This window comes from Janibacter sp. GS2, from assembly GCF_051200835.1.
Classification (GTDB): domain Bacteria; phylum Actinomycetota; class Actinomycetes; order Actinomycetales; family Dermatophilaceae; genus Janibacter.
Genome location: NZ_CP195161.1, coordinates 1534717 through 1555955 on the forward strand (window position 1 = coordinate 1534717; position 21239 = coordinate 1555955).

Below are 21239 nucleotides of genomic sequence, written 5' to 3' on the forward strand. Positions count from 1 at the left end.
GCTTGATCCGCACCATCGACGTCCCCGCACTGGTCGAGCAGACCAGGGCGGGGACGCCGCGTGCCATCGGGCGGTTGATCTCGCTCGTCGAGGACCAGCACCCCGCGCTGCGGGAGGCGATGGCCGCGCTCGCGCCGTACACCGGCGGCGCGCACGTCATCGGCCTCACCGGTGCCCCGGGCGTGGGCAAGTCGACGACGACCAATGCCCTGATCCGCGCGCTGCGTGAGGCCGGCAAGCGGGTCGCGGTCCTCGCCGTCGACCCGTCCTCCCCCTTCTCCGGTGGCGCACTGCTCGGCGACCGGATCCGGATGACCGAGGCGAGCACGGACCCGGGCGTCTACATCCGTTCGCTCGCCTCACGCGGCCACCTCGGTGGCCTCTCCGTGTCGACGCCGCAGGCGATCCGCGTGCTCGATGCCGCCGGTTTCGACGCGATCCTCGTCGAGACCGTCGGGGTCGGGCAGTCGGAGGTGGCCGTCGCCGGCTCCGCGGACACGACCCTCGTCCTGCTCGCCCCGGGGATGGGCGACGGGATCCAGGCGGCCAAGGCCGGCATCCTCGAGATCGGGGACGTCTTCGTCGTCAACAAGGCCGACCGCGAGGGTGCCGACGCGACCGTCCGCGACCTGCGGCACATGATCCAGATGGGAGAGGGCACCACTGCGCGCGGCTGGCGCCGCCCGGTCGTGCGTGCCTCGGCGATGAACGGCGCCGGCATCGACGACATCGACGCAGCGATCGGCGAGCACCTGTCGTGGCTCGCCTCGAGCGGGGAGCTGCGTCGCCGGCGCACGGCCCGGACGCGGGAGGAGATCTCCGCCCTGGCCGTGGCCGAGCTGCGCGCCCGGATGGGTGACCTCGGCTCCGGCGGACTGCTCGACCAGCTCGCCACCCACGTCGTCGACGGTGCCAGTGACCCCTTCGCCGCGGCGGACGAGCTCCTCGCGTCGATCGCCCCCGGGTAGGGCGTCCGTCTCGGCCGGTCAGGAGCCCTCGGTGAAGCGGATCTCGTCGTACCCCGCGATGTCCCCGATCGGGTCGAGGCAGGTGGGGGAGTCGTCCGTCTCGCCCGGGTCGAGGAAGGTCGAGGTGCAGCTGGCCTCCTCGAGAACGTCGCCGTCCTGCATGAAGTAGAACGTCACCTGCAGCATGTTGCGGCTGGTGCCGTCGTTGCGCAGCGTGACGCCGGAGAGCTCCTCGCTCGGGGTGATCGTCCACCCGGAGCGCACCGTGGCGCCGTTGTCGGTGGCCTGCGATCCCTCGGAGATCTCGTCCGCGGAGGACGCCCGGCCGTCGCTGACGGACGAGGTCGCGCTGCTCAGCTGGTCGTCGACCGCGTAGACGACCCAGCCGAAGAACCCGATCACGCCGATGCAGCAGACGACGATCACCGCACCGATGATGCCGAGGATCCACCACAGGGTGGTGTCCTTCTTCGGCGGCTGGCCGTAGGGGTTGCCTCCCGCGGCGTACGGGTTCGGCTGGGGAGGGTTCGGGCCGCCGGGACCCACAGGACCGCCCTGGCCGGGCGGGGGAGGAGCGGGGTAGGACATGATGGCGATTCCCCCTGGACACGACGTGGTGGGCCGGCGCGGCCCCGCACCGGCAGTCTACGTGTCGGTAGTGGGACGTCGGCCTCTACGCTGGTCCGGACATGACTGACCACACGACACCCATGCTGATCGGCGGCCGCTACGAGATCGTGCGCCCGATCGGACGCGGCGGCATGGGCACCGTCTGGCTCGCGCGCGATACGGTGCTCGGCCGGGAGGTGGCGGCCAAGCAGATCGGCGACTTCCCCGGTGAGAGCGAAGGGGAGACCCGCCGGGCGATGCGCGAGGCCCGGGCGGCGGCCGCGCTCAACCACCCGAACGTCGTCGCCGTCTATGACGTCACCGAGCACGAGGGCAGCCCGTGGTTGGTGATGGAGTACGTCGCCGGCCCCACCCTGGCCTCGGTCATCCGGCAGCGCGGCCCGATGACACCACGGGGTGCCGCCGACCTCGGCGCCCAGCTCGCCGGGGCGCTCGCCTCGGCGCACCGGGCCGGGGTCGTCCACCGCGACATCAAGCCCGCCAACGTCCTCATCGGCGGAGGGCGACCCAAGATCGGTGACTTCGGCATCGCCCGGGCGGACTCGGAGGACCACCTCACCCAGACCGGGATGCTCACCGGGACCCCGAGCTACATGCCCCCCGAGGTCGCGGTCGGTCGCGACCACGGTGAGGCGGCCGACGTGTGGGCGCTCGGTGCGACGATCTACTACGCCGTCGAGGGGCAGGACGCCCACGCCGGTCAGGGCAATGCGCTGGCCACCCTGCGGCACATCGCCACCCACCCGCCCCGCCGTCCCCAGCGCGCGGGCGTGCTCGAGCCGGTGCTCGCCGACATGCTCGCCCACGACCCCGCCCACCGCGGGACGATGAAGCAGGCCCGGCAGCGGTTGGAGAACATCGCGGCCGGTGGCGGGGTGGCGCCCCGCGTCGCTCCCGTGGCCCCGCACCCCCCGTCGCAGCCGGCTCCCTCCGGACCGCAACCGCAGCAACGGCGAGCACGCCGTCGGGGCTCCCTCGTCCTCTGGGCCTGCGTCGGTGTCCTCGCCGCCCTGCTGGTCGCCGCGGCGATCGCCTTCGGGGTGGACCGGGGCGGCACGGGATCGGGTGCGACGGAGGGCCGGGTCTCCGCTTCGCCGACGACCTCGCCGGTCGCGGGGGAGACATCGGGGTTCACCGAGGACGAAGGACGGTCCTTCATCGAGAACTACTTCGCGACGGTGACCACGGACCGCGACGCCGCCTGGGCGATGCTGGCCCCCTCCCGGCAGGACGACCGTGGGGCCTACGACGGGTTCTGGGGCGGCATCGAGTCGGTCGACACCGATGACGTCTCCGTGGACACGGACGCCGGTACCGTCTCGGTCACGCTGACCTACCACCCCACGGACCGCGAGGCGAGCAGCGAGAAGCAGACCTACGCGCTGACCCGCATCGACGACGACCTGAAGATCGACACCATCCCCTGACCCCTTGGAGTGACCCCATGCTGCTCGCCTTCTCCATCGCCCCGGCCGGCCCCGGCGACGACGACTCCTACGCCCCCGCGGTGGCTGCGGCCCTGCAGGTCGTGCGCGACAGCGGCCTGCCGCACGACCTCGGCTCGATGTTCACCACCATCGAGGGGGACTGGGACGAGGTCATGTCCGTGGTCAAGCGGTGCGTCGACGCGATGGAGCCCTACGGGGACCGCGTCGGTCTGGTGATGAAGGCCGACATCCGCGCCGGGCGCACGGACCAGATCACGACGAAGGTCCAGCGGGTCGAGGGGCTCCTCGACGGCACCTCATCTTCGTGATCAATTTGTGACCTTCGGGGATCTTTGCGAAGGTGGGGCGTCGCCACTGCGGTGACGCCTCCTCGATCTCCCACGGAAAGCACTGACGTGAGCACGCTCATCCTGCGCGTCACCGGCGCGGTCCTCGCCCTGATCGGTCTGGGTGCCGTCGTCGTCGGGGGGTGGTTCCTCGCCGCCCTCGGCCCGTCCGGCACCGCCACCTTCACCGCCGAGCCGGAGCAGCGAGTCGTCGTCCTCGACCCGGACGTGCTCAACCGCGTCGACGCGCCGGTCGAGGTGACCGCCACCGGGGGCGGCACCGTGTGGGCCGGGATCGCCCGACCCTCCGACGCCGAGGCACTGCTGGGTGAAGGGGCGCGCGCCGACGTCACGGGCGTGACCGTCGGCGACTGGGACCTGACCACGAGGACCGTCGGCTCGGGCGAGTCCGTCGATGCCGGTTCGCTCGACATCTGGCGCTCCTCGACGAGCGGCAAGGGCACGACGACCACGACGATCGACCAGGACCAGGCGCCGCAGACGCTCGTCATCACCGCGCCGCAGGGGGAGGACGTCGAGCAGGTCGAGCTCGTCGTCAGCGACGACCGCTGGGCCACCACCGCGATCGCCCTCCTCGTCGGGGGCGTCCTCGCCCTCGTCGTGGGCGCCGCGCTCGTCCTGCGCACCGGCGTGCTCGGTGCCGTTCGCCGCCGCCGCACCCAGGAGGCCGGAGCATGACCCGCCGCACCCCCTTCGTCGCCGGGCTCGTGGCCCTGCCCGTCCTGCTGGGCGGCTGTGGCGTCGGTGAGGCGGTCGTCGGCATCCACGACGCCCCCGCAGAGCGCTCCGACGGCGCCTCGGTCACCGAGGAGACCGCCCGCGACGTCGCCAGTCGCGTCCTCGACCTCGCCACGGACCACCGCAAGGCCGGGGACAAGGCCACGGCCGCCGACCGCACGGAGGCCTTCTCCGGGCCCGCGCTGCGTGAGGCGAGCGCTGCCGCCGCGAGCAAGGACGACTCCGGTCGCTCCGCGCAGGCGCCGAAGGATCTCGAGATCCTCGGCATCAGCCGTGGTCACGACTGGCCGCGCGCCATCCTCGCGACCTCGCAGGTCAAGGGCATCCAGTACCTGCACGTGCTCGTGGCCCAGGAGGCGGACCAGCCGTACTCCCTCTTCGCCGATGTGCCGATGGCCGCCGGGTCGAGTGTCCCGGCACTGGCTCCCGTCGACGAGGGCTCGCCGGTGACCGTCTCTGAGGACCCGGACGAGGAGGTCGCCACCGCGGCGACGGCCTGGGCGAAGGGGGTCACCTACCCGGCTCCGACGAAGGAGCCGGCTGCGGTCTCCTTCGAGGACGCCTTCTCCACCGCGCTGCAGAAGAACGCCGAGGCGAAGGACGAGGACCTCGACGACCTCGCCACGTACCGCCAGCGCCAATCGACGGTCGACGCCGCGTCGGTCTCCTTCGACCTCGCCGACGGTGGGCAGCTGACCTTCCTGCCGATGACGCGGACCGACACCATCACCGCGGGCGGGAAGCTGAAGGAGCTGACGATCGAGGACGAGGCACTGGAGCACGTCCTCGACGCGTCGAGCGTCGAGGAGGCCCTGTCGATCAAGCACGCCGAGACGCTCGCCCTGGTCACCCCGGAGTCGGGCAAGGCCAAGGTCGTCGGCGTGAGCGACGTGCTCAGGTCGGCCAAGGGCAGCTGAGCCCGGCGCGACCCGACCCCGGTGGGCACCGAGAAGCCGGTGGGAGACAATGGGGCCATGACCGACCCGACCCGCGCCCTTCGTGGAGCCGTCGACCTCTCCAGCCTCGGCGGACCCGCTCGTCCTGACGCCGGTTCCCCCGCTGCGGGTGGCCCGGCGAGTCCCACCGCCGCGCCCGGCGGACAGACCGCCGGTGCACCCGACGGCCTGCTCGTCGAGGCGGACGACGCCTCCTTCAACCAGATCGTCCAGCGCTCGGCCGCCGTGCCCGCGGTCGCGGTGCTCTGGTCCTCCGAGCACCCGCAGAGCCGGACCCTGCTCGATGATGCCGTCGACATCGCCCGCGCCCTCGATGGACGGGTGCAGGTCGTCGGCGTCGACATCGCGACGAATCCCGGCATCACCCAGGCGATCCAGCCGCAGGAGGTGCCGGTCGCGCTCGGCCTCGTGTCCGGTCAGCCGGTGCCGCTCTTCAGCGGTCTCGTCGAGAAGGAGCAGTTCCGCCAAGTGGTCGACCAGCTCCTCCAGCTCGCCGTCCAGCACGGCGTGACCGGACGCGTCAGTGGCGCGGACGACCCGACGGAGGAGGCCCAGGAGGTGGAGGAGGAGCTTCCGCCCCTGCACCAGGAGGCCTTCGACGCGATCGAGCGCGATGACCTCGATGCGGCGACCGCGGCCTACGAGCAGGCCCTCGAGCAGGACCCCAAGGACATCGATGCCCAGCTCGGCATCGCCCAGGTCTCCTTGATGAAGCGCACCCGGGGCGTCGACCTCACCGCCGCCCGCGAGGCGGCGGCGGCCGACCCGAGCGATGTCGACGCCGCTCTGGTCGTCGCCGACCTCGACGTCCTCGGTGGACACGTCGAGGACGCCTTCGTGCGTCTCATTGACCTCGTGCGCAGCACCGCCGGGGACGACCGGGAGCGGGTGAAGAACCACCTGCTCGACCTCTTCGCCGTCGTCGGCAACCAGGACGAGCGCGTGCGCAAGGGCCGGACCACCTTGATGAGCGCCCTCTTCTGAGCGGCCCCCGCAGATTCTCGGGTCACCCGAGAATCACCGGGTTCGCAAGAGTAAGAAACTCATGCGAACCCGTGGTTTATCGGGTCACCCGATAAACTTGGGGCGATCGGCGGGGGTGAGGTAGAGCGCGCCGAGGCGGGCAACCCGCACCTCGAGCGACCAGGGCTGGTCGTGCCACGGTCGCTCCTGCGCCTGCAGCTCGACTCCGGCCTGGCTCGGGGAGCCGGCCGCGTCGAAGCCGCTGGTGTCCAGCGCGACCTGCCACGTGCCGCCCCGGGGCAGCCCGATGCGCAGAGACTCGCGGTCGGTGCCACCGAAGTTCACGACCACCGCGACGACGTCCTCACTCGGCCCGGACCCGGCGTGGCGCACGAAGGCGACGGTGTTGCCCGCAGCGTCGTCGGCGTCGAGCCACCGGAACCCCTCCGGCCGGTCGTCGAGCACCCAGAGGGCCGGGTGTCGTGCGGCGAAGGCGTTGAGCTCACGGACGAGCTCCTGCACGCGCCGGTGCGCGGGGTACTCCAGCAGGTGCCAGTCGAGGGAGCGCCCATCGGCCCACTCGCTCGTCTGCGCGAACTCGGTGCCCATGAAGAGCAGGTGCTTGCCCGGGAAGGCCCACTGGTACGCGTAGAAGGCCCGCAGCGTCGCCAGCCGGTCGTCGTCGCCACCGGGGATCTTGTAGGGCATCGAGCCCTTGCCGTGGACGACCTCGTCGTGGCTGATCGGCAGCAGGTAGTTCTCCGCGTAGGCGTACATCATCGCGAAGGTCAGCAGGGTGTGATGGTGCGCCCGGTTGATCGGGTCCTCCGCGAGGTAGCGAAGGGCGTCGTTCATCCATCCCATGTTCCACTTCAGGTCGAAGCCGAGCCCCCCTTCGTCGGTGGGACGGGTGACCCCCGGCCACGCGGTCGACTCCTCGGCGACGGTGACGATCCCGGGGGAGCGGCGATGGGCCGTCGCATTGATCTCCTGCAGCAGGGTGACCGCCTCGAGGTTCTCCCGGCCACCGTTGACATTGGGCAACCACTCGCCGTCGCTGCGTGAGTAGTCGAGGTAGAGCATCGAGGCGACACCGTCGACCCGCAGCCCGTCGATGTGGAACTCCTCGAGCCAGTAGAGCGCGTTGGCGACGAGGAAGTTGCGCACCTCCGGCCGACCGAAGTCGAACACGTAGCTGCCCCAGTCCGGCTGCCACCCCCGACGCGGGTCCGGGTGCTCGTACAGCGGCAGCCCGTCGAAGCGCACCAGCGCCCACTCGTCGGTCGCGAAGTGCCCCGGCACCCAGTCGAGGATGACCGCGACGTCCGCGGCATGGAGCGCGTCGACGAGGTAGCGGAAGTCGTCGGGGCCGCCGAAACGGGAGTTCGGCGCGAAGTAGCTCGTGACGTGATACCCCCATGACGGTGGGTACGGGTGGTCCATCACCGGCATGAGCTCGACGTGCGTGAAGCCCTGCTGGCTCACGTAGCCCACGAGCTCGTCGGCCAGCTCCCGGTAACCCAGGCCCTGGCGCCACGAGCCGAGGTGCACCTCGTAGATGCTCATCCGCCCCACGGTGGGGTTGCGCTCCGCGCGCGCCGCGAGCCACGACTCGTCCTGCCACCGGTGGGCGCTCCGCGTGACGACCGACCCGGTCGCGGGCGCCGTCTCGGCGAGTCGTGCCAGCGGGTCCGCCTTGTGTCGCAGCACGTCATCGGCGCCGCGGACGCCGAACTTGTAGACGGCACCGGCAGCGACACCGGGGACGAAGAGCTCCCAGACGCCGGACTCGCCGAGCACCCGCATGGGATGGGCCAACTCGTCCCAGCCGTTGAAGTCACCGAGGACGTGGACGGCCTTCGCCCGAGGTGCCCAGACGGCGAAGGAGACGCCACTCACGGCTCCGAGCGGACCGTCGTAGTGGCGCACGTGCGCTCCGAGCACGGTCCACAGCTGCTCGTGCCGCCCCTCGTTGATGAGGTGCCGGTCGACCTCACCTACGGTCGGGGCGAAGCGGTAGGGGTCGTCCTGGACGTGCTCGACGCCGTCCTCCCACGTCGTGAGCACCCGGTAGTCCATCGCCCGGGTGGCGCCCCGGCGCACCCCGGAGAAGATCCCGTCCTGCTCGTGGACGAGGTCGATGAGCGCGTCGTCCTCGAAGCGCACCCGCACCCGGGTCGCCAGAGGTCGACGCACCCGCACCCGCAGGCCGGAGTCCTCGAGGTGCTGCCCGAGCAGCTCGTGCGGGGCGGCGTTGCGGCCGTGGGTGAGCGACCACAGGGCGCCGGGCAGGGCGGAGTCGGAGATCGGGGTCACGAGCGGTCCTCCTGGAGCAGTCGGTCGATCGCCTCGGTCGGCAGGGCGAGCCACCCGGGTCGGTGGCGTGCCTCGTAGACGACCTCGTAGAGCGCCTTGTCGAGGACGAAGGCGGTGAGCAGTGCCGCGCTGTCGCGCGGGTCGGGGCCGACATCGCTGTAGCCGTCGAGGAAGGACTGCTGCGCCGCCCGCAGCCACTCGCGCAGGTCGACGCCCGGGTCGGTGCGGGCCCCCGGACGCGCCAGCGTCCCGGTGACGTAGTCGAGGGACCGCAGGACCCCGGCGACGTCGCGCAGCGGGCAGTCGAGACCGTTGCGCTCGGCCAGGGGTCGCAGCGGCTCACCCTCGAAGTCGATGAGGACCCAGCCGCGACCGGGGGCGTCGAGCACCTGACCGAGGTGCAGGTCGCCGTGGACGCGCTGCAGCGCAGGCCAGCTCGCGTCCTCGGCGGCGTCGAAGACGGCCCTCATGCGTGCGTCGTGGGCGGCGAGGGCCGGCACCTCGCTCATGGCGAGACCGGCCCGGCGGCGCATGAGCGAGACACGCTGGCGGATCTCCGACTGCTGCGGCACCTCGGAGGTCAGCGCCCGGGCGAGGGTGGCGTGCACCTGCGCCGTGGCCCGGCCGAGCTCGCGGGCCCGCGTGACGAAGGGGGTCCCCGTCGCCGCCTGCCGGAGGCAGACCTGCCAGGCGTCCGTCGCGTCGGCGAGGAACTCCTGGGCGAAGGCCAGCTGGCCGTAGTCGCGCGCCGCCGCGTCCGCGTCCTCACTCCCTTCGCCCCCCGGCCGCAGCCAGGCACCGGCGACGTGCCCGACGCTCGCGGGGACGAAGGGGGAGTGGGACGCGGCGAGCGCGCCCTGGAGGGTGATGTCGGGGTTCTCGCCGGCGGCGAGCGTGCGGAAGATCTTGAGGATCACCGGAGGGCCGGTGCCCTCGACCGGGGTGATGATCACCGAGGTGTTGGACTGCTCGGCGGTGAGGACCCGGCTGGAGGCGGCGCGCGGGTCCGTGCGCCAGGCCGGGTGCGGTGCCCCGACGACGTCCGGCTCGAGGGTGTCGGAGAGCGTGCCGTGCTGGGCCAGGACCCGGCCACGCAGCAGCGCGAGCAGCTGGGCGACGTAGACCGGGTCGTGGGGGGCGTCGTAGACCCAGCGCCGACCGAGCACCGAGTGCTCCATCTCGCCGAGGAGCGCGCCCTCGGCGCCGACGAGCGGGGACCCGCGATAGGACAGGGGCACCTGGTAGACGACGGGAGTGGTCGCGGACTCGTCGAGGTAGACGATCGTCTCCATGCCGACCTCACCCGCCGGGTCCTCCAGGCGCCAGGAGTCGAGCTGGCGCAGCCGCGGGCGCCCCTGCCCGACGTACCACCGCTGCTCCCCGATCCAGCCCCCGACGAGCTCGTCCTTCGTCGGGGTCAGCTCGGCGTCGTGGACCGTGCCCATCAGGCGTGCCCCACGGAGACGATGTGGACCGGCTCGGCCTCGGGGCCCAGGCGCACGTAGGTGGACTCGCCCCACTCCCAGCGGGCGCCGGTGACGAGGTCGTGCACCTCGAGGCGCTCGTCCCACCCCCGGCCGAGCGAGTCCATGTCGAGGTGCAGCGTCGACTCTCGGGTGCTGTGCGGGTCGAGGTTCGCGACGACGATGACGAGGTCCTCGCTGCCGTCGGGCCGCGAGCGCGACTTGGAGTAGGCGAGGAGGTTCTCGTCGTCGACGTGGTGGAACCTCAGGTTGCGCAGGAGCTGCAGGCTCGGGTGCTCCCGTCGGATCCGGTTGAGCATCGTCAGCCAGGGGGCGAGGGAGGTGCCGGACTCGGCGACCTCGTCCCAGCGCCGGTCCTTGAACTCGTACTTCTCGTTGTCGATCTGCTCCTCGGAGCCGGGGCGGGCGACGTGCTCGACGAGCTCGTAGCCGGCGTAGACGCCCCACGTGGGGACCATCGTCGCGGCGATCGCGGCGCGCACCTTCCACGCGCTCTCCCCGCCGTGCTGCAGGTAGGGCGTGAGGATGTCGTGGGTCGTCGGCCAGAAGCTCGGGCGCATGTAGGCCGCGGCCTCGCCGCTGACCTCGGTGCCGTAGTCGACGAGCTCGGCGACGGTGTTGCGCCACGCGTAATAGGTGTAGCTCTGCTGGAAGCCGACCTTGGCCAGGGTGTGCATCATCGCGGGGGTGGTGAAGGCCTCGGCGAGCCAGATCGTCTCCGGCGCCACGGCAGCAACATCCTGGATCAGCCACTGCCAGAACTCGACCGGCTTGGTGTGCGGGTTGTCGACGCGGAAGATCCGCACCCCGTGGTCGAGCCACACCTGGACGACGCGGCGGACCTCGGCGTAGATCCCCGCGGGGTCGTTGTCGAAGTTCAGCGGGTAGATGTCCTGGTACTTCTTCGGTGGGTTCTCCGCGTGCGCGATCGTGCCGTCCGCGCGGGTGGTGAACCACTCCGGGTGCTCGGTGACCCACGGGTGGTCGGGGGAGCACTGCAGGGCGAGGTCGAGGGCGACCTCGAGACCCTGGCGGGAGGCCTCGGCGACGAAGGCGTCGAAGTCGGCGAAGGTGCCCAGCTCGGGGTGGATCGCGTCGTGGCCCCCGTCGGGGGAGCCGATGGCGTAGGGCGACCCCGGGTCCTCGGGGCCGGCGTCGAGCGTGTTGTTCGGACCCTTGCGCGCCGTCGTCCCGATGGGGTGGATCGGGGTGAGGTAGACGACGTCGAAGCCCATCTGCGCGATCGCGGGCAGCCGGCGCGCAGCCGTGCGCAGGGTGCCGGTGACCCAGCGGCCGGTGCCCTCGTCGAAGCGGGCGCCCTCGCTGCGCGGGAAGATCTCGTACCAGGAGCCGAAGAGGGCCAGCTCGCGCTCGACGAGCAGGGGCAGCTCGGCGCTCGGGGTGACCATCTCCCGCAGCGGTCGCTCGGCGAGCTCCTCGGCCGCCGACCCGGTGGTCACCAGGTGCAGCGCCGCGCTCGGCTGGTGCCCGTGGTCGGCGAGGACGTCGGCGGCGTGGACCAGGGCGGAGCGCCCCCCTTCGCCTCGCTCCTCCTCGGCGGCCCGGACGAGCACGAGGGCGCCCTCGGCCCGCATCAGCTCGGCGTCGATGTCGGCGGGGATCTTGATGGAGGCGTCGTGCACCCAGGTGGCCCAGGGGTCGGACCACCCCTCGACGCGGTAGGTCCACGGGCCCTCGCGGTCGGCGACGACCTCGGCCTCCCAGCGGCTCAGGCCGGGGTTGGTGCAGGTCATCGGCACGTGGTGCTCGGCGCCGGAGGGGTCGGTGAGCACGACGGTGGCGGCGACGGCATCGTGCCCCTCGCGGAAGACGGTGGCGGTGACCGTGAAGGGCTCGCCGACGACGGACGAGGCAGGACGGGTGCCGTGGTCGATGCAGGGCCGCACGTCGAGCACCGGGATCCGCCCGAGGGGGCACTGCGGCGCAGCGGACACGGGGGCGGTGGACGCTCGGGAGGGGTCGAGGGGGACGGCGGTGCTCACCCCCCGAAGGCTACCTGCGCGGCCGTCTCCCGGGAGTTGGCGTGCCCCCCGCCGACCCGACAAGATGAGTACGTGAAGGCCATTCGACGTTTCAGCGTCCGCACCGCACTGCCCGAGCCGATCTCCGCCCTCGGGGACCTGGCGATGAACCTGCGGTGGAGCTGGCACCCGCCCACCCGTCAGCTCTTCGCGGGGATCGACCCGCAGTTGTGGCTCGAGGTCGACCGGGACCCGGCGCGCCTGCTCGCGGAGCTCGCCGGTCCCCGCCTCGAGGAGCTCGCCGCGGACGAGGAGTTCTGTGCGCGGGTCGGCGCGGCCAAGGCCGACCTCGACACCTACCTCGAGGCCACGCGGTGGTACCAGGAGGCGACACCGGACGAAGGGAGCCTCCCGGCCTCGATCGCCTACTTCAGCCCCGAGTACGGCATCACCGAGGTGCTCCCGCAGTACTCCGGTGGCCTCGGGATCCTCGCCGGTGACCACCTCAAGGCCGCCTCGGACCTCGGGGTGCCGATCGTCGGGGTCGGGCTGTTCTACAAGACCGGGTACTTCAAGCAGTCCCTCAACCACGACGGCTGGCAGCAGGAGACCTACCCGGTCGCGGACCCGCAGGGCCTGCCGCTCGCGCTGCTGCGCGAGGACGACGGGACGCCGTGCGTCATCACGGTGGCGATGCCCGGGGGCGGAGCGCTGCGGGCACACGTGTGGCGGGCGCAGGTCGGCCGGGTGCCGCTCCTGCTGCTCGACTCGGACGTCCCCGGCAACGACGACGCGATGCGCGTGGTCACCGAGCGGCTCTACGGCGGCGGCGGCGAGCAGCGCCTCCAGCAGGAGATGCTCCTGGGCATCGGTGGCGTGCGCGCGCTGCGGCTGTGGGCTCGCCTGACGGGCGCGCCGGAGCCGGAGGTCTTCCACACCAACGAGGGGCACGCGGGCTTCCTCGGCATCGAGCGGATCAGCGAGTTCACGCAGTCGGCCGGGATGTCCTTCGAGGAGGCCGCCGAGGCGGCACGCGCGGGGACGGTCTTCACGACCCACACGCCGGTGCCCGCCGGGATCGACCGCTTCGACGACGAGCTCCTGGAGCGGTACTTCGGCGGGGCCCAGGAGCTGCCGGGCGTGCCGTTGGACAAGCTGCGCGCCATCGGCGCCGAGACCTACGAGGGCGGCTCGGAGGGCGTGTTCAACATGGCCGTCATGGGACTGCGGCTGGCCGAGCGGGCCAACGGCGTCTCCCGCCTGCACGGCCACGTCTCCCGCGAGATGTTCGACGGGCTGTGGCCGGGCTTCGACGAGGCCGAGGTGCCGATCACCTCGATCACCAACGGCGTGCACGCCCCGACCTGGGTCGACGACAGCGTCTACGAGATCGCCACGCAGCACCTCGGCGGGCGGGACGTCGAGTCCGACGACAGCTGGGGGGCCATCGCAGAGGTGCCGGGCGAGACGATCTGGTCGGCGAAGCGGCGGATGCGCACGGCGCTCGTCGAGGACGCACGGGCCCGGCTGCGCGCCAGCTGGGCCAAGCGCGGGGCGACCGATGCCGAGCTCGGGTGGACCGACTCGGTGCTCGACCCGGAGGTGCTGACGATCGGCTTCGCGCGGCGGGTGCCCACGTACAAGCGCCTGACCCTCATGCTGCGCGACCCGGAGCGGCTCAAGGCCCTGCTGCTCCACCCCGAGCGGCCCGTCCAGCTGGTCATCGCCGGCAAGTCGCACCCGGCGGACGAGACCGGCAAGCAGCTCATCCAGCAGATGGTGCGCTTCGCCGACGAGCACGACGTGCGCCACCGCATCGTCTTCCTGCCGAACTACGACATCGCCATGGCGCGCACGCTCTACCCGGGCTGCGACGTGTGGCTGAACAACCCCCTTCGCCCCTTTGAGGCCTGCGGGACGTCGGGGATGAAGGCCGCCCTCAACGGCGGACTGAACCTCTCCATCCTCGATGGCTGGTGGGACGAGTGGTTCGACGGGGAGAACGGCTGGGCCATCCCGACGGCCGACGGCCTCGACGACGAGGCCCGGCGCGACGACATCGAGGCGGCCGCGCTCTACGACCTCATCGAGCACGAGGTCGCCCCGCGCTTCTACGACATCGACGACGCCGGCCTGCCGCAGCGCTGGTTGTCGATGCTGCGCCACACGCTCGCCACCCTCGGGCCCAAGGTCCTGGCGACCCGCATGGTGCGGGACTACACCCAGCGGCTCTACGCCCCCACGGCCGCCCACAACGCCCGCGTCAACGGCAATGGCCATGCGGGCGCCCGTGCCCTGGCGGAGTACAAGGCCCGGGCCCGTGCCGGGTGGTCGTCGGTGCGCGTCGAGCACGTCGAGGGCTCCGGGGTCTCCGACAGCCCACTCGTGGGGGAGTCGCTGAGCGTCGACACCTATGTCGCGCTCGACGGACTCGACCCGACGGAGGTCGACGTGCAGGTCGTCGCCGGCCGCGTCGCGCTCGGCACGGACGACCTCGTCGACTGGGACGCCACGTCGCTCGGGTTCATGGAGTCCTACGACGACGGCAAGGCGAAGTTCGCCGGGCAGGTCCCGATCGAGCGGACCGGTCAGTTCGGCTGGACCGTGCGCGTGCTGCCCCGGCACGAGCTGATGGCCTTCCCCTCGAGCCTGGGCCTCGTCGCCAACGCCTGACCGCCCCCTTCCCCGGCCCGCTTCCCTCCGCCCCCCTCAACCCGAATCGATGTATCCGGGTGCGCTCTGACGCACCCGGGAACATCGACCCGGCGAGGGTGGGAATAGCTGCCCGCGGCGGGTGGTTGCCGCCCCTCGTGAGATGGAACCGGTGGGGACTGACCCGGCGGCTGGATGTGGACCTGTTGCGCCACTCCACCTGCCGTTGTCGACGCGTGCCCTGACACCGCGCCCCCCTTCCCCTCACCGCAAGGACCCCTGTCCTCATGTTCGCAAAACTTCGCCGCATCAGCTTCGGCACCCAGGTGCTCATCGGCCTCGTCCTGGGTGTCGTCCTCGGACTCGTCGCCCGTCAGATGGGTGGCAGCGCCGATGACCCCAACTGGCTGACCCAGACCCTGGACGTCATCGGCTCCTCCTTCGTCAGCCTCCTGCGCACGATCGTCCCGGCCCTGGTCTTCCTCGCGATCGTCGCGTCGATCGCCAACCTCAAGCAGGTCACCGGAGCGGCACGCCTCGCGTGGCAGACCCTCCTGTGGTTCGCCGCCACGGCACTCGTCGCGGTCGCCGTCGGCATCGGTCTGGCTCTGCTGCTCGACCCCGCTCGCGGTGCAGACGTCAGCGCCGACACGGCTGTCGCGCCGGACAGCACGGGCAGCTGGCTGGACTTCCTCACCGGTCTCGTCCCCGCCAACACCCTCGGTCTGGAGGGCTCGGCCGGCGACGACGGTACGGTCGGGTTCAGCTTCAACATCCTGCAGATCCTCATCATGGCGATCGCCGTCGGCGTCGCCGCGCTCAAGGTCGGTGAGCCGGCCGAGCCCTTCCTCGCCCTCGCCCGCTCGGCGCTCGCCGTGGTCCAGAAGGTGCTGTGGTGGGTCATCCGTCTCGCCCCGATCGCCACCGTCGGGCTCCTCGGCACGGCCGTCGCCACCTACGGGTGGGACGCACTGACCTCGCTCGGCCGCTTCGCCGCACTGGTCTACGTGGGCCTGGCGATCGTCCTCGGCGTGATCTACCCGGTGCTGCTGCGCAGTCACGGCCTGTCCGTGCGTCGCTTCTACGCGGGTGCGTGGCCCGCGATCCAGCTCGGCTTCGTCTCGCGCTCGTCGATCGGCACGCTCCCCGTGACGCAGCAGGTCACCGAGCGCAACCTCGGCGTGCCCAGCTCCTACGCCTCCTTCGCGGTGCCGCTCGGCGCGACGACGAAGATGGACGGGTGCGCCGCCATCTACCCGGCGATCTCGGCGATCTTCGTCGCCAACTTCTTCGACGTGCCGCTGTCGATCACCGACTACCTCCTCATCGCCTTCGTCTCGGTCATCGGGTCCGCCGCGACCGCGGGGGTCACCGGCGCCGTCGTCATGCTCACCCTGACGCTGTCCACCCTCGGCCTGCCGCTCGAGGGCGTCGGTCTGCTGCTCGCGGTCGACCCGATCCTCGACATGGGCCGCACCGCGACCAACGTCGCCGGGCAGGCGCTGGTCCCGACCATCGTGGCCCGGCGCGAGGGGATCCTCGACCGGGAGACCTACGACGCCCCCGTGCGGGGGGAGGCCTGGACACCCGAGGAGGAGTCCGCCCCGACGAGCGTCCCGGAGCCGGCTCCCGCTCCCGCCTGACCGACCCACCCCCTGGGTCGATGTATCCGGGAGCGTCCAGGCGCTCCCGGATACATCGACCCGGCGAGGGGGGGCGCAGGGGAGGGGCGCGAAGGGGGCGAGTCAGGTCGTGTAGAGCCGCAGGCTGAGCGGGGTCAGGGCGTCCGCTGCACCGTCGGGTTCCTGCGGACGCTCCCACGCGCTGTCCCAGCGCAGCCGCCACGCATCCTCGCCCGCGAGGGTCACGTCGATCGCGTCGAGACCGCCGTGGGCGACGACCAGCGCGGAGGGTTCGCCGGCCAGCCGCAGCTGGAGCGTACGGCGCTCGTCCTGCTCCCAGGCCTCGTCGGTCATCTCCGCCCCGGTCTCGTCGAACCACCCGATGACCGACTCGTCGTGGTCGCGCAGCACGGCGACCTCGCGGCGCAGTGCGGTCAGCGCCGACACGGTGGCGAGCAGGTCCTCCTTCGCCTCGTCGAGGTCCCAGTCCAGCCAGGTCATCTCGTTGTCCTGGCAGTAGGGGTTGTTGTTGCCGTCGGTCGTGCGACCGATCTCGTCGCCGGAGGCGATCATCGGCACGCCCGCGGAGAGCAGCAGCATCCCGAGGAGGTTGCGCACCGAGCGGCGGCGGGCCAGGGCGATGACCGCGTCGTCGGTCGGGCCCTCGGCGCCGTGGTTCCACGAGCGGTTGTGGTCGTTGCCGTCCCGGTTGTCCTCGCCGTTGGCCTCGTTGTGCTTCCTCTCGTGGGCGACGAGGTCGGCGAGCGTGAAGCCGTCGTGCGCGGTGACGAAGCCCACCGACGACAGGGGCGTGCGCTCGGCGAAGAGGTCCCGGCTGCCGACGAGGCGGGTCGCGAGCTCACGCACGCCCGGACCGCTCCCGGAGCCCGCGGCGAGGGCGCCGGCATCCGCGAGCCAGAAGTCGCGGGAGGTGTCGCGGAAGCGGTCGTTCCACTCCGCCCAGACGTCGGGGAACTGCCCGGTGCGCCAGCCGTCCGGACCGAGGTCCCACGGCTCGGCCACGTGCAACACCTGCGAGAGGTCCGGGTCCTCGCGCAGCGCGACGAAGAAGGGGTGCTCGGGGTCGTACCCGAGGTCCTCGCCGCGCCCCAGCGCCACCGCCAGGTCGTAGCGGAAGCCGTCGACGTGGCACTCCCGCACCCAGTAGCGCAGCGAGTCGAGCACCATTTCGAGGGCGGCCGGATCGGTGAGGTCCAGCGTGTTGCCGCAGCCGGTGACGTCGACGTCACCCCCGTGCTCGTCGAGGCGGTAGTACCGGGAGGCCGCCAGCCCGCGCCAGCCCAGGGTCGCGCCGCCGACGCCCTGCTCGGCCGTGTGGTTGTAGACGACGTCGAGCAGCACCTCCAGCCCCGCGGCGTGCAGCAGCTTGACCATGCCCTTGAACTCGAGCAGCACCTCCTGCGGGTCCGTGCTGCTCGCGTAGGGCGGGTGCGGGGCGAAGAAGCCGATCGTGTTGTAGCCCCAGTGGTTCGTCAGGCCGAGCGAGTGCAGGTGCGGCTCGTCGACGAAGGCGTGCACCGGGAGCAGCTCGATGCTCGTCACCCCGAGTCGCTGCAGGTGCTCGATGGTCACCGGGTGGGCCAGGCCCGCATACGTGCCGCGCAGGTGCTCGGGCACCCCGGGCAGCAACCGCGTCATCTCCCGGACGTGGACCTCGTAGACGACCCGCTCGTCGCGGGGGACCGAAGGGGGAGCGTCCGGGCCCCAGTCGAAGCCCGGGTCCACGACGACGCACCGCGGGACGAAGGGGGCGGAGTCGCCGTCGGACCGGGTCCCGGTGTCCATCGCGCCGGAGCCGTCCACGGCGTGGCCGTAGACCGCCGGATCGTAGGTGAGGCCGCCCTCGATGGAGCGGGCGTACGGGTCGAGGAGGAGCTTGGCCGGGTTGTGGCGGTGTCCGGCGGCCGGCTCCCACGGGCCGTCGACGCGGAAGCCGTAGCGCGTGCCCGGGCCGGCCCGCGCGACGAAGCCACCCCACCAGCCCGCCGGGGCGGAGGAGAGCTCCTGCAGCTCGGTACGGGTCTCGCCCCCGTCGTCATCGAAGGTGCACAGCCACACCGCGGTGGCATCGGGCGCGAGGAGCGAGGCCTCGACGCCACCCTCGACGGGGTGCACGCCGGGGGCGAGCCGGAGGGGGAGCGCTCGGGCGCCGGTGGTCGACATGGATCACAGGGTATGCAGTGGGTACGTTGGGACCATGAGCGATCCCACCGCCCTCCCGAACTTCAACACCCAGCCCGCCGACGGCGGCGGCACCGAACCCGCAGCGGAGGCGCCCCTGCGCGACCGCGTCCAGGAGGCCCTCACCGAGCTCGGCCTCGAGCCGAGCGTCGACGACGAGGGTGACCTCGCCTTCGTCTTCTCCGAGCAGCAGATGTTCATCCGCTGCTCGGACGACGAGTCCAATGTCCTGCGCGTCTTCGGCCAGTGGGCCCTCGAGGACCCGGTGCCCACCGACCCGGTGGAGCGCCTGCAGGTCAGCAACGACCTCAACGTCGCCTTCAACCTCGTCAAGGCCGCCGTCGCCGGGGACACCCTCCTCGTGACCAGTGAGCACGTCCTCCCGCGCGGTGCCGACGTGCGGGGCCTCATCGGCCTGGCCCTCCCGCTCGTCCTCCAGGGCGTGCAGCTGTGGCACCAGCGCGCCACCGGCCAGGAGTCCGAGGGTGCCGGGGCCGAGGGCGGGGAGCCGCAGGCATGAGTGACATCGTGCGGCTCGACGTCGCCGACGGCATCGGCACGATCGTCCTCGACCGCCCGAAGATGAATGCCCTCGATGCGGCGATGCAGCGTCGGCTCGTCGAGGTGGCCGAGGAGGCCGCCGAGCGGGAGGACGTCTCCGCCGTGATCGTCTGGGGCGGCGAGAAGGTCTTCGCCGCCGGGGCGGACGTCAAGGAGATGGCCGAGATGTCCTTCACGGACATGACCGCGCACGTGCGGCTGCTGCAGAAGTTCTCCCGCGCGCTCGCCGCGATCCCCAAGCCGACCGTGGCCGCGATCACCGGTTACGCCCTCGGGGGTGGCCTCGAGACCGCGCTGTGCTGCGACTTCCGCGTCGTCGCGAGCAACGCCAAGCTCGGCCTGCCCGAGATCACGCTGGGCATCATGCCCGGCGCCGGTGGCACCCAGCGTCTGCCGCGGCTCGTCGGTCCGGCCAAGGCCAAGCAGATGATCTTCACCGGCCGACCCGTCGGTGCCGAGGAGGCCCTGGCGATCGGTCTCGCCGACGAGGTCGTCGAGCCGGGCGAGGTCCTCGCGGCCGCCCAGCGGTGGGTCACGCCCTTCGTCGGTGGGCCCGCCCAGGCGCTGCGTGCGGCCAAGGAGAGCATCGACCGCGGGCTCGAGGTGGACCTGCAGACCGGCCTCGAGATCGAGGCCCAGCACTTCGCCGGGCTCTTCGCCACGCAGGACCAGAAGAGCGGCATGCGCAGCTTCGTGGAGAACGGCCCCGGCAAGGCCACCTTCCAGGGCGTGTGATGGTCCACCCGGCCGGCTCGGAGACCGTCGCGAGCGCCAGCGAGGCGGACGTCGAGCTGGCCTGGGCGGACAACAAGCTCGCCCAGGTGCTCTACCACGACTGGGAGGCGCAGTCCTACGACGAGAAGTGGTCGATCTCCTTCGACGAGCGATGCACCTCGATCGTGCGGGACCGCTTCCGGCGCGTCCTCGACTCCTCACCGGTGCCCGGTGAGGCGCTGCCCTATGGCCGGGTGCTCGAGCTCGGGGCCGGGACCGGCTTCTTCTCGCTCAACCTCAAGCTCGCCGGGCTCGTCGAGGAGGTCCACGCCTGCGACCTCTCCCCGGGGATGGTCGAGGCGGCGGAGCAGAACGCCCAGCGCCTCGGCTTCACCATCGAGGGCCGGGTCGCCGACGCGGAGGCGCTGCCCTACGCGGACGACAGCTTCGACCTCGTCGTCGGGCACGCGGTGCTCCACCACATCCCCGACGTCGAGGCGGCGTTGCGGGAGGTCCTGCGCGTCCTCCGGCCGGGAGGTCGCTTCGTCATCGCCGGTGAGCCGACGAGCATCGGCCACTGGTACGCCCGCCACCTCGGGCGGATCACGTGGGAGACCGCCACCCGGGTGAGCCGGCTGCGGCCGCTGCGGGCGAAGTGGGCCCGCGAGCAGACCGAGCTGGACGAGTCCTCCCGGGCCGCCGCGCTCGAGGCCGTCGTCGACCTGCACACCTTCGACCCCAAGGAGCTGGCCGAGACCGCCCGGCGGGCCGGGGCGACGCGCGTCGGCACGGCCACAGAGGAGCTCCTCTCGGCCTTCGTCGGCTGGCCGGTGCGCACCTTCGAGTACGCGGTGAGTGCGGATGCGCTCGGCTTCGGGTGGGCGAGATTCGCCTACGGCTCGTGGACCCGGCTGATGCGGATCGACACCCTCCTGGGACGGGTGGTGCCGCAGAAGTTCTTCTACAACGTCGGCGTGACGGGTGTGAAGCCCCGGACGACGCCTCGGTGATGAGTCGGGACGGCGGGTTCACCTGGTGGCACTGGGCGCGGTGGATCATCGCCAACCGCGCCTGGAGCCACCACCACGTCCTGGGTTACCTGCGGATGGTGCGGGCCAGGGCGACCACCCCCGGGCTCGTCTTCGAGGGCCCGTGCTTCATCGGTCCCCGGGTCCAGTTCCAGGTCGCGCCGGGCACCGCCCGGCTCATCATCGGTGCCTACACGCACATCGGTGGCGGGAGCGCCCTTCGCGCCCACGAGGGGACCCTGCGCATCGGTGAGAAGAGCGTCCTCGGCATCCGCAACACCATCAACACCTGGCTCGACATCGAGGTCGGCGCGTCGTGCATCTTCGCCGACGACGTCTACGTCTGCGACTTCGATCACCGCACCGAGGACCTCGAGACGCCGATCAAGGACCAGGGGATCATCAAGTCGCCGGTGCGCATCGGCAACGACGTGTGGGTCGCGACGAAGTGCGTCGTCACGCGTGGGGCCGACATCGGTGACCACTCCGTCGTCGGGGCCGGCGCGGTCGTGCGGGGGCAGCATCCCCCCTTCGTCGTGCTCGGTGGGGTCCCGGCCACGGTGCTCAGGCTCCGCGAGCCGGTCACCGTCGCCGCGGGCGAGCTCGACCTCCCCGAGGGGTGGTGACG

The 21239-nt window shown here is 71.9% G+C and carries 17 protein-coding genes; 12 read left to right on the forward strand and 5 right to left on the reverse strand.

The window, feature by feature from the left end; all coding sequences use genetic code 11:
- Positions 1 to 2 precede the first annotated feature (2 nt).
- Positions 3 to 968, forward strand: a complete 966-nt coding sequence (gene meaB / locus ACR9E9_RS07535) for a methylmalonyl Co-A mutase-associated GTPase MeaB (protein ID WP_435203235.1) — start codon at positions 3 to 5, stop codon at positions 966 to 968.
- Positions 969 to 986: 18 nt separating this feature from the next.
- Here meaB and ACR9E9_RS07540 read toward each other — a convergent pair whose 3' ends face one another.
- Positions 987 to 1556 (reverse strand): hypothetical protein, encoded by a 570-nt coding sequence (locus ACR9E9_RS07540; RefSeq protein ID WP_435203237.1) that lies wholly within the window; start codon positions 1554 to 1556, stop codon positions 987 to 989.
- A gap of 101 nt (positions 1557 to 1657) precedes the next feature.
- On the opposite strand from ACR9E9_RS07540, the gene ACR9E9_RS07545 reads away from it, so the two are divergent.
- The 5 genes from ACR9E9_RS07545 to ACR9E9_RS07565 all read left to right on the forward strand — a co-directional run bounded on the left by ACR9E9_RS07545 (position 1658) and on the right by ACR9E9_RS07565 (position 6071).
- Positions 1658 to 3025 (forward strand): serine/threonine-protein kinase, encoded by a 1368-nt coding sequence (locus tag ACR9E9_RS07545; protein ID WP_435203239.1) that lies wholly within the window; start codon positions 1658 to 1660, stop codon positions 3023 to 3025.
- Between the two features lie 17 nt (positions 3026 to 3042).
- On the forward strand, positions 3043 to 3354 hold the full coding sequence (locus tag ACR9E9_RS07550) for a thiamine-binding protein (protein ID WP_435203241.1): 312 nt from the start codon (positions 3043 to 3045) through the stop codon (positions 3352 to 3354).
- Positions 3355 to 3441: 87 nt separating this feature from the next.
- Complete coding sequence (locus ACR9E9_RS07555; RefSeq protein ID WP_435203243.1) at positions 3442 to 4071, forward strand: hypothetical protein; 630 nt, start codon at positions 3442 to 3444, stop codon at positions 4069 to 4071.
- The gene (locus tag ACR9E9_RS07560) at positions 4068 to 5048 is read left to right on the forward strand and encodes a hypothetical protein (protein WP_435203245.1); all 981 of its coding nucleotides are present in this window, start codon (positions 4068 to 4070) and stop codon (positions 5046 to 5048) included. Before ACR9E9_RS07555 ends, ACR9E9_RS07560 begins: the two co-directional genes overlap by 4 nt.
- A 57-nt stretch (positions 5049 to 5105) precedes the next feature.
- Positions 5106 to 6071, forward strand: coding sequence for a tetratricopeptide repeat protein (locus tag ACR9E9_RS07565; RefSeq protein WP_435203247.1), 966 nt, complete (start codon positions 5106 to 5108; stop codon positions 6069 to 6071).
- Positions 6072 to 6155: 84 nt separating this feature from the next.
- Here the strand turns inward: ACR9E9_RS07565 and glgB are convergent, their stop codons facing one another.
- The 3 genes from glgB to ACR9E9_RS07580 are packed head-to-tail and all read right to left on the reverse strand — an operon-like array spanning position 6156 to position 11853.
- On the reverse strand, positions 6156 to 8366 hold the full coding sequence (gene glgB, locus ACR9E9_RS07570; RefSeq protein ID WP_435203249.1) for a 1,4-alpha-glucan branching protein GlgB: 2211 nt from the start codon (positions 8364 to 8366) through the stop codon (positions 6156 to 6158).
- Positions 8363 to 9811: a maltokinase N-terminal cap-like domain-containing protein gene (locus tag ACR9E9_RS07575; protein ID WP_435203251.1), complete on the reverse strand. Its 1449-nt coding sequence runs from the start codon at positions 9809 to 9811 to the stop codon at positions 8363 to 8365. The genes glgB and ACR9E9_RS07575 overlap by 4 nt, the downstream gene beginning before the upstream one ends.
- On the reverse strand, positions 9811 to 11853 hold the full coding sequence (locus ACR9E9_RS07580; RefSeq protein ID WP_435203253.1) for an alpha-1,4-glucan--maltose-1-phosphate maltosyltransferase: 2043 nt from the start codon (positions 11851 to 11853) through the stop codon (positions 9811 to 9813). Before ACR9E9_RS07580 ends, ACR9E9_RS07575 begins: the two co-directional genes overlap by 1 nt.
- A 72-nt stretch (positions 11854 to 11925) precedes the next feature.
- Between ACR9E9_RS07580 and glgP the strand changes: the two genes are divergently transcribed.
- Together glgP and ACR9E9_RS07590 are read left to right on the forward strand one after the other, a co-directional pair.
- Positions 11926 to 14505 (forward strand): alpha-glucan family phosphorylase, encoded by a 2580-nt coding sequence (gene glgP / locus ACR9E9_RS07585; RefSeq protein WP_435203255.1) that lies wholly within the window; start codon positions 11926 to 11928, stop codon positions 14503 to 14505.
- A gap of 266 nt (positions 14506 to 14771) precedes the next feature.
- Positions 14772 to 16127: a dicarboxylate/amino acid:cation symporter gene (locus ACR9E9_RS07590; RefSeq protein WP_435203257.1), complete on the forward strand. Its 1356-nt coding sequence runs from the start codon at positions 14772 to 14774 to the stop codon at positions 16125 to 16127.
- Between the two features lie 102 nt (positions 16128 to 16229).
- Here ACR9E9_RS07590 and glgX read toward each other — a convergent pair whose 3' ends face one another.
- Entirely contained in the window at positions 16230 to 18290 is a 2061-nt protein-coding gene (gene glgX, locus ACR9E9_RS07595; protein WP_435203259.1) for a glycogen debranching protein GlgX, read from the reverse strand.
- A 34-nt stretch (positions 18291 to 18324) separates the two neighbouring features.
- Between glgX and ACR9E9_RS07600 the strand changes: the two genes are divergently transcribed.
- From ACR9E9_RS07600 to ACR9E9_RS07615, 4 genes are read left to right on the forward strand one after another with little or no spacing between them, the layout of a single operon-like run.
- Positions 18325 to 18828 (forward strand): T3SS (YopN, CesT) and YbjN peptide-binding chaperone 1, encoded by a 504-nt coding sequence (locus ACR9E9_RS07600; RefSeq protein WP_435203261.1) that lies wholly within the window; start codon positions 18325 to 18327, stop codon positions 18826 to 18828.
- On the forward strand, positions 18825 to 19604 hold the full coding sequence (locus ACR9E9_RS07605) for an enoyl-CoA hydratase/isomerase family protein (RefSeq protein ID WP_435203263.1): 780 nt from the start codon (positions 18825 to 18827) through the stop codon (positions 19602 to 19604). Before ACR9E9_RS07600 ends, ACR9E9_RS07605 begins: the two co-directional genes overlap by 4 nt.
- On the forward strand, positions 19604 to 20593 hold the full coding sequence (locus tag ACR9E9_RS07610) for a class I SAM-dependent methyltransferase (RefSeq protein ID WP_435203265.1): 990 nt from the start codon (positions 19604 to 19606) through the stop codon (positions 20591 to 20593). The genes ACR9E9_RS07605 and ACR9E9_RS07610 overlap by 1 nt, the downstream gene beginning before the upstream one ends.
- On the forward strand, positions 20593 to 21237 hold the full coding sequence (locus ACR9E9_RS07615; protein WP_435203267.1) for an acyltransferase: 645 nt from the start codon (positions 20593 to 20595) through the stop codon (positions 21235 to 21237). Before ACR9E9_RS07610 ends, ACR9E9_RS07615 begins: the two co-directional genes overlap by 1 nt.
- Positions 21238 to 21239: the final 2 nt, after the last annotated feature.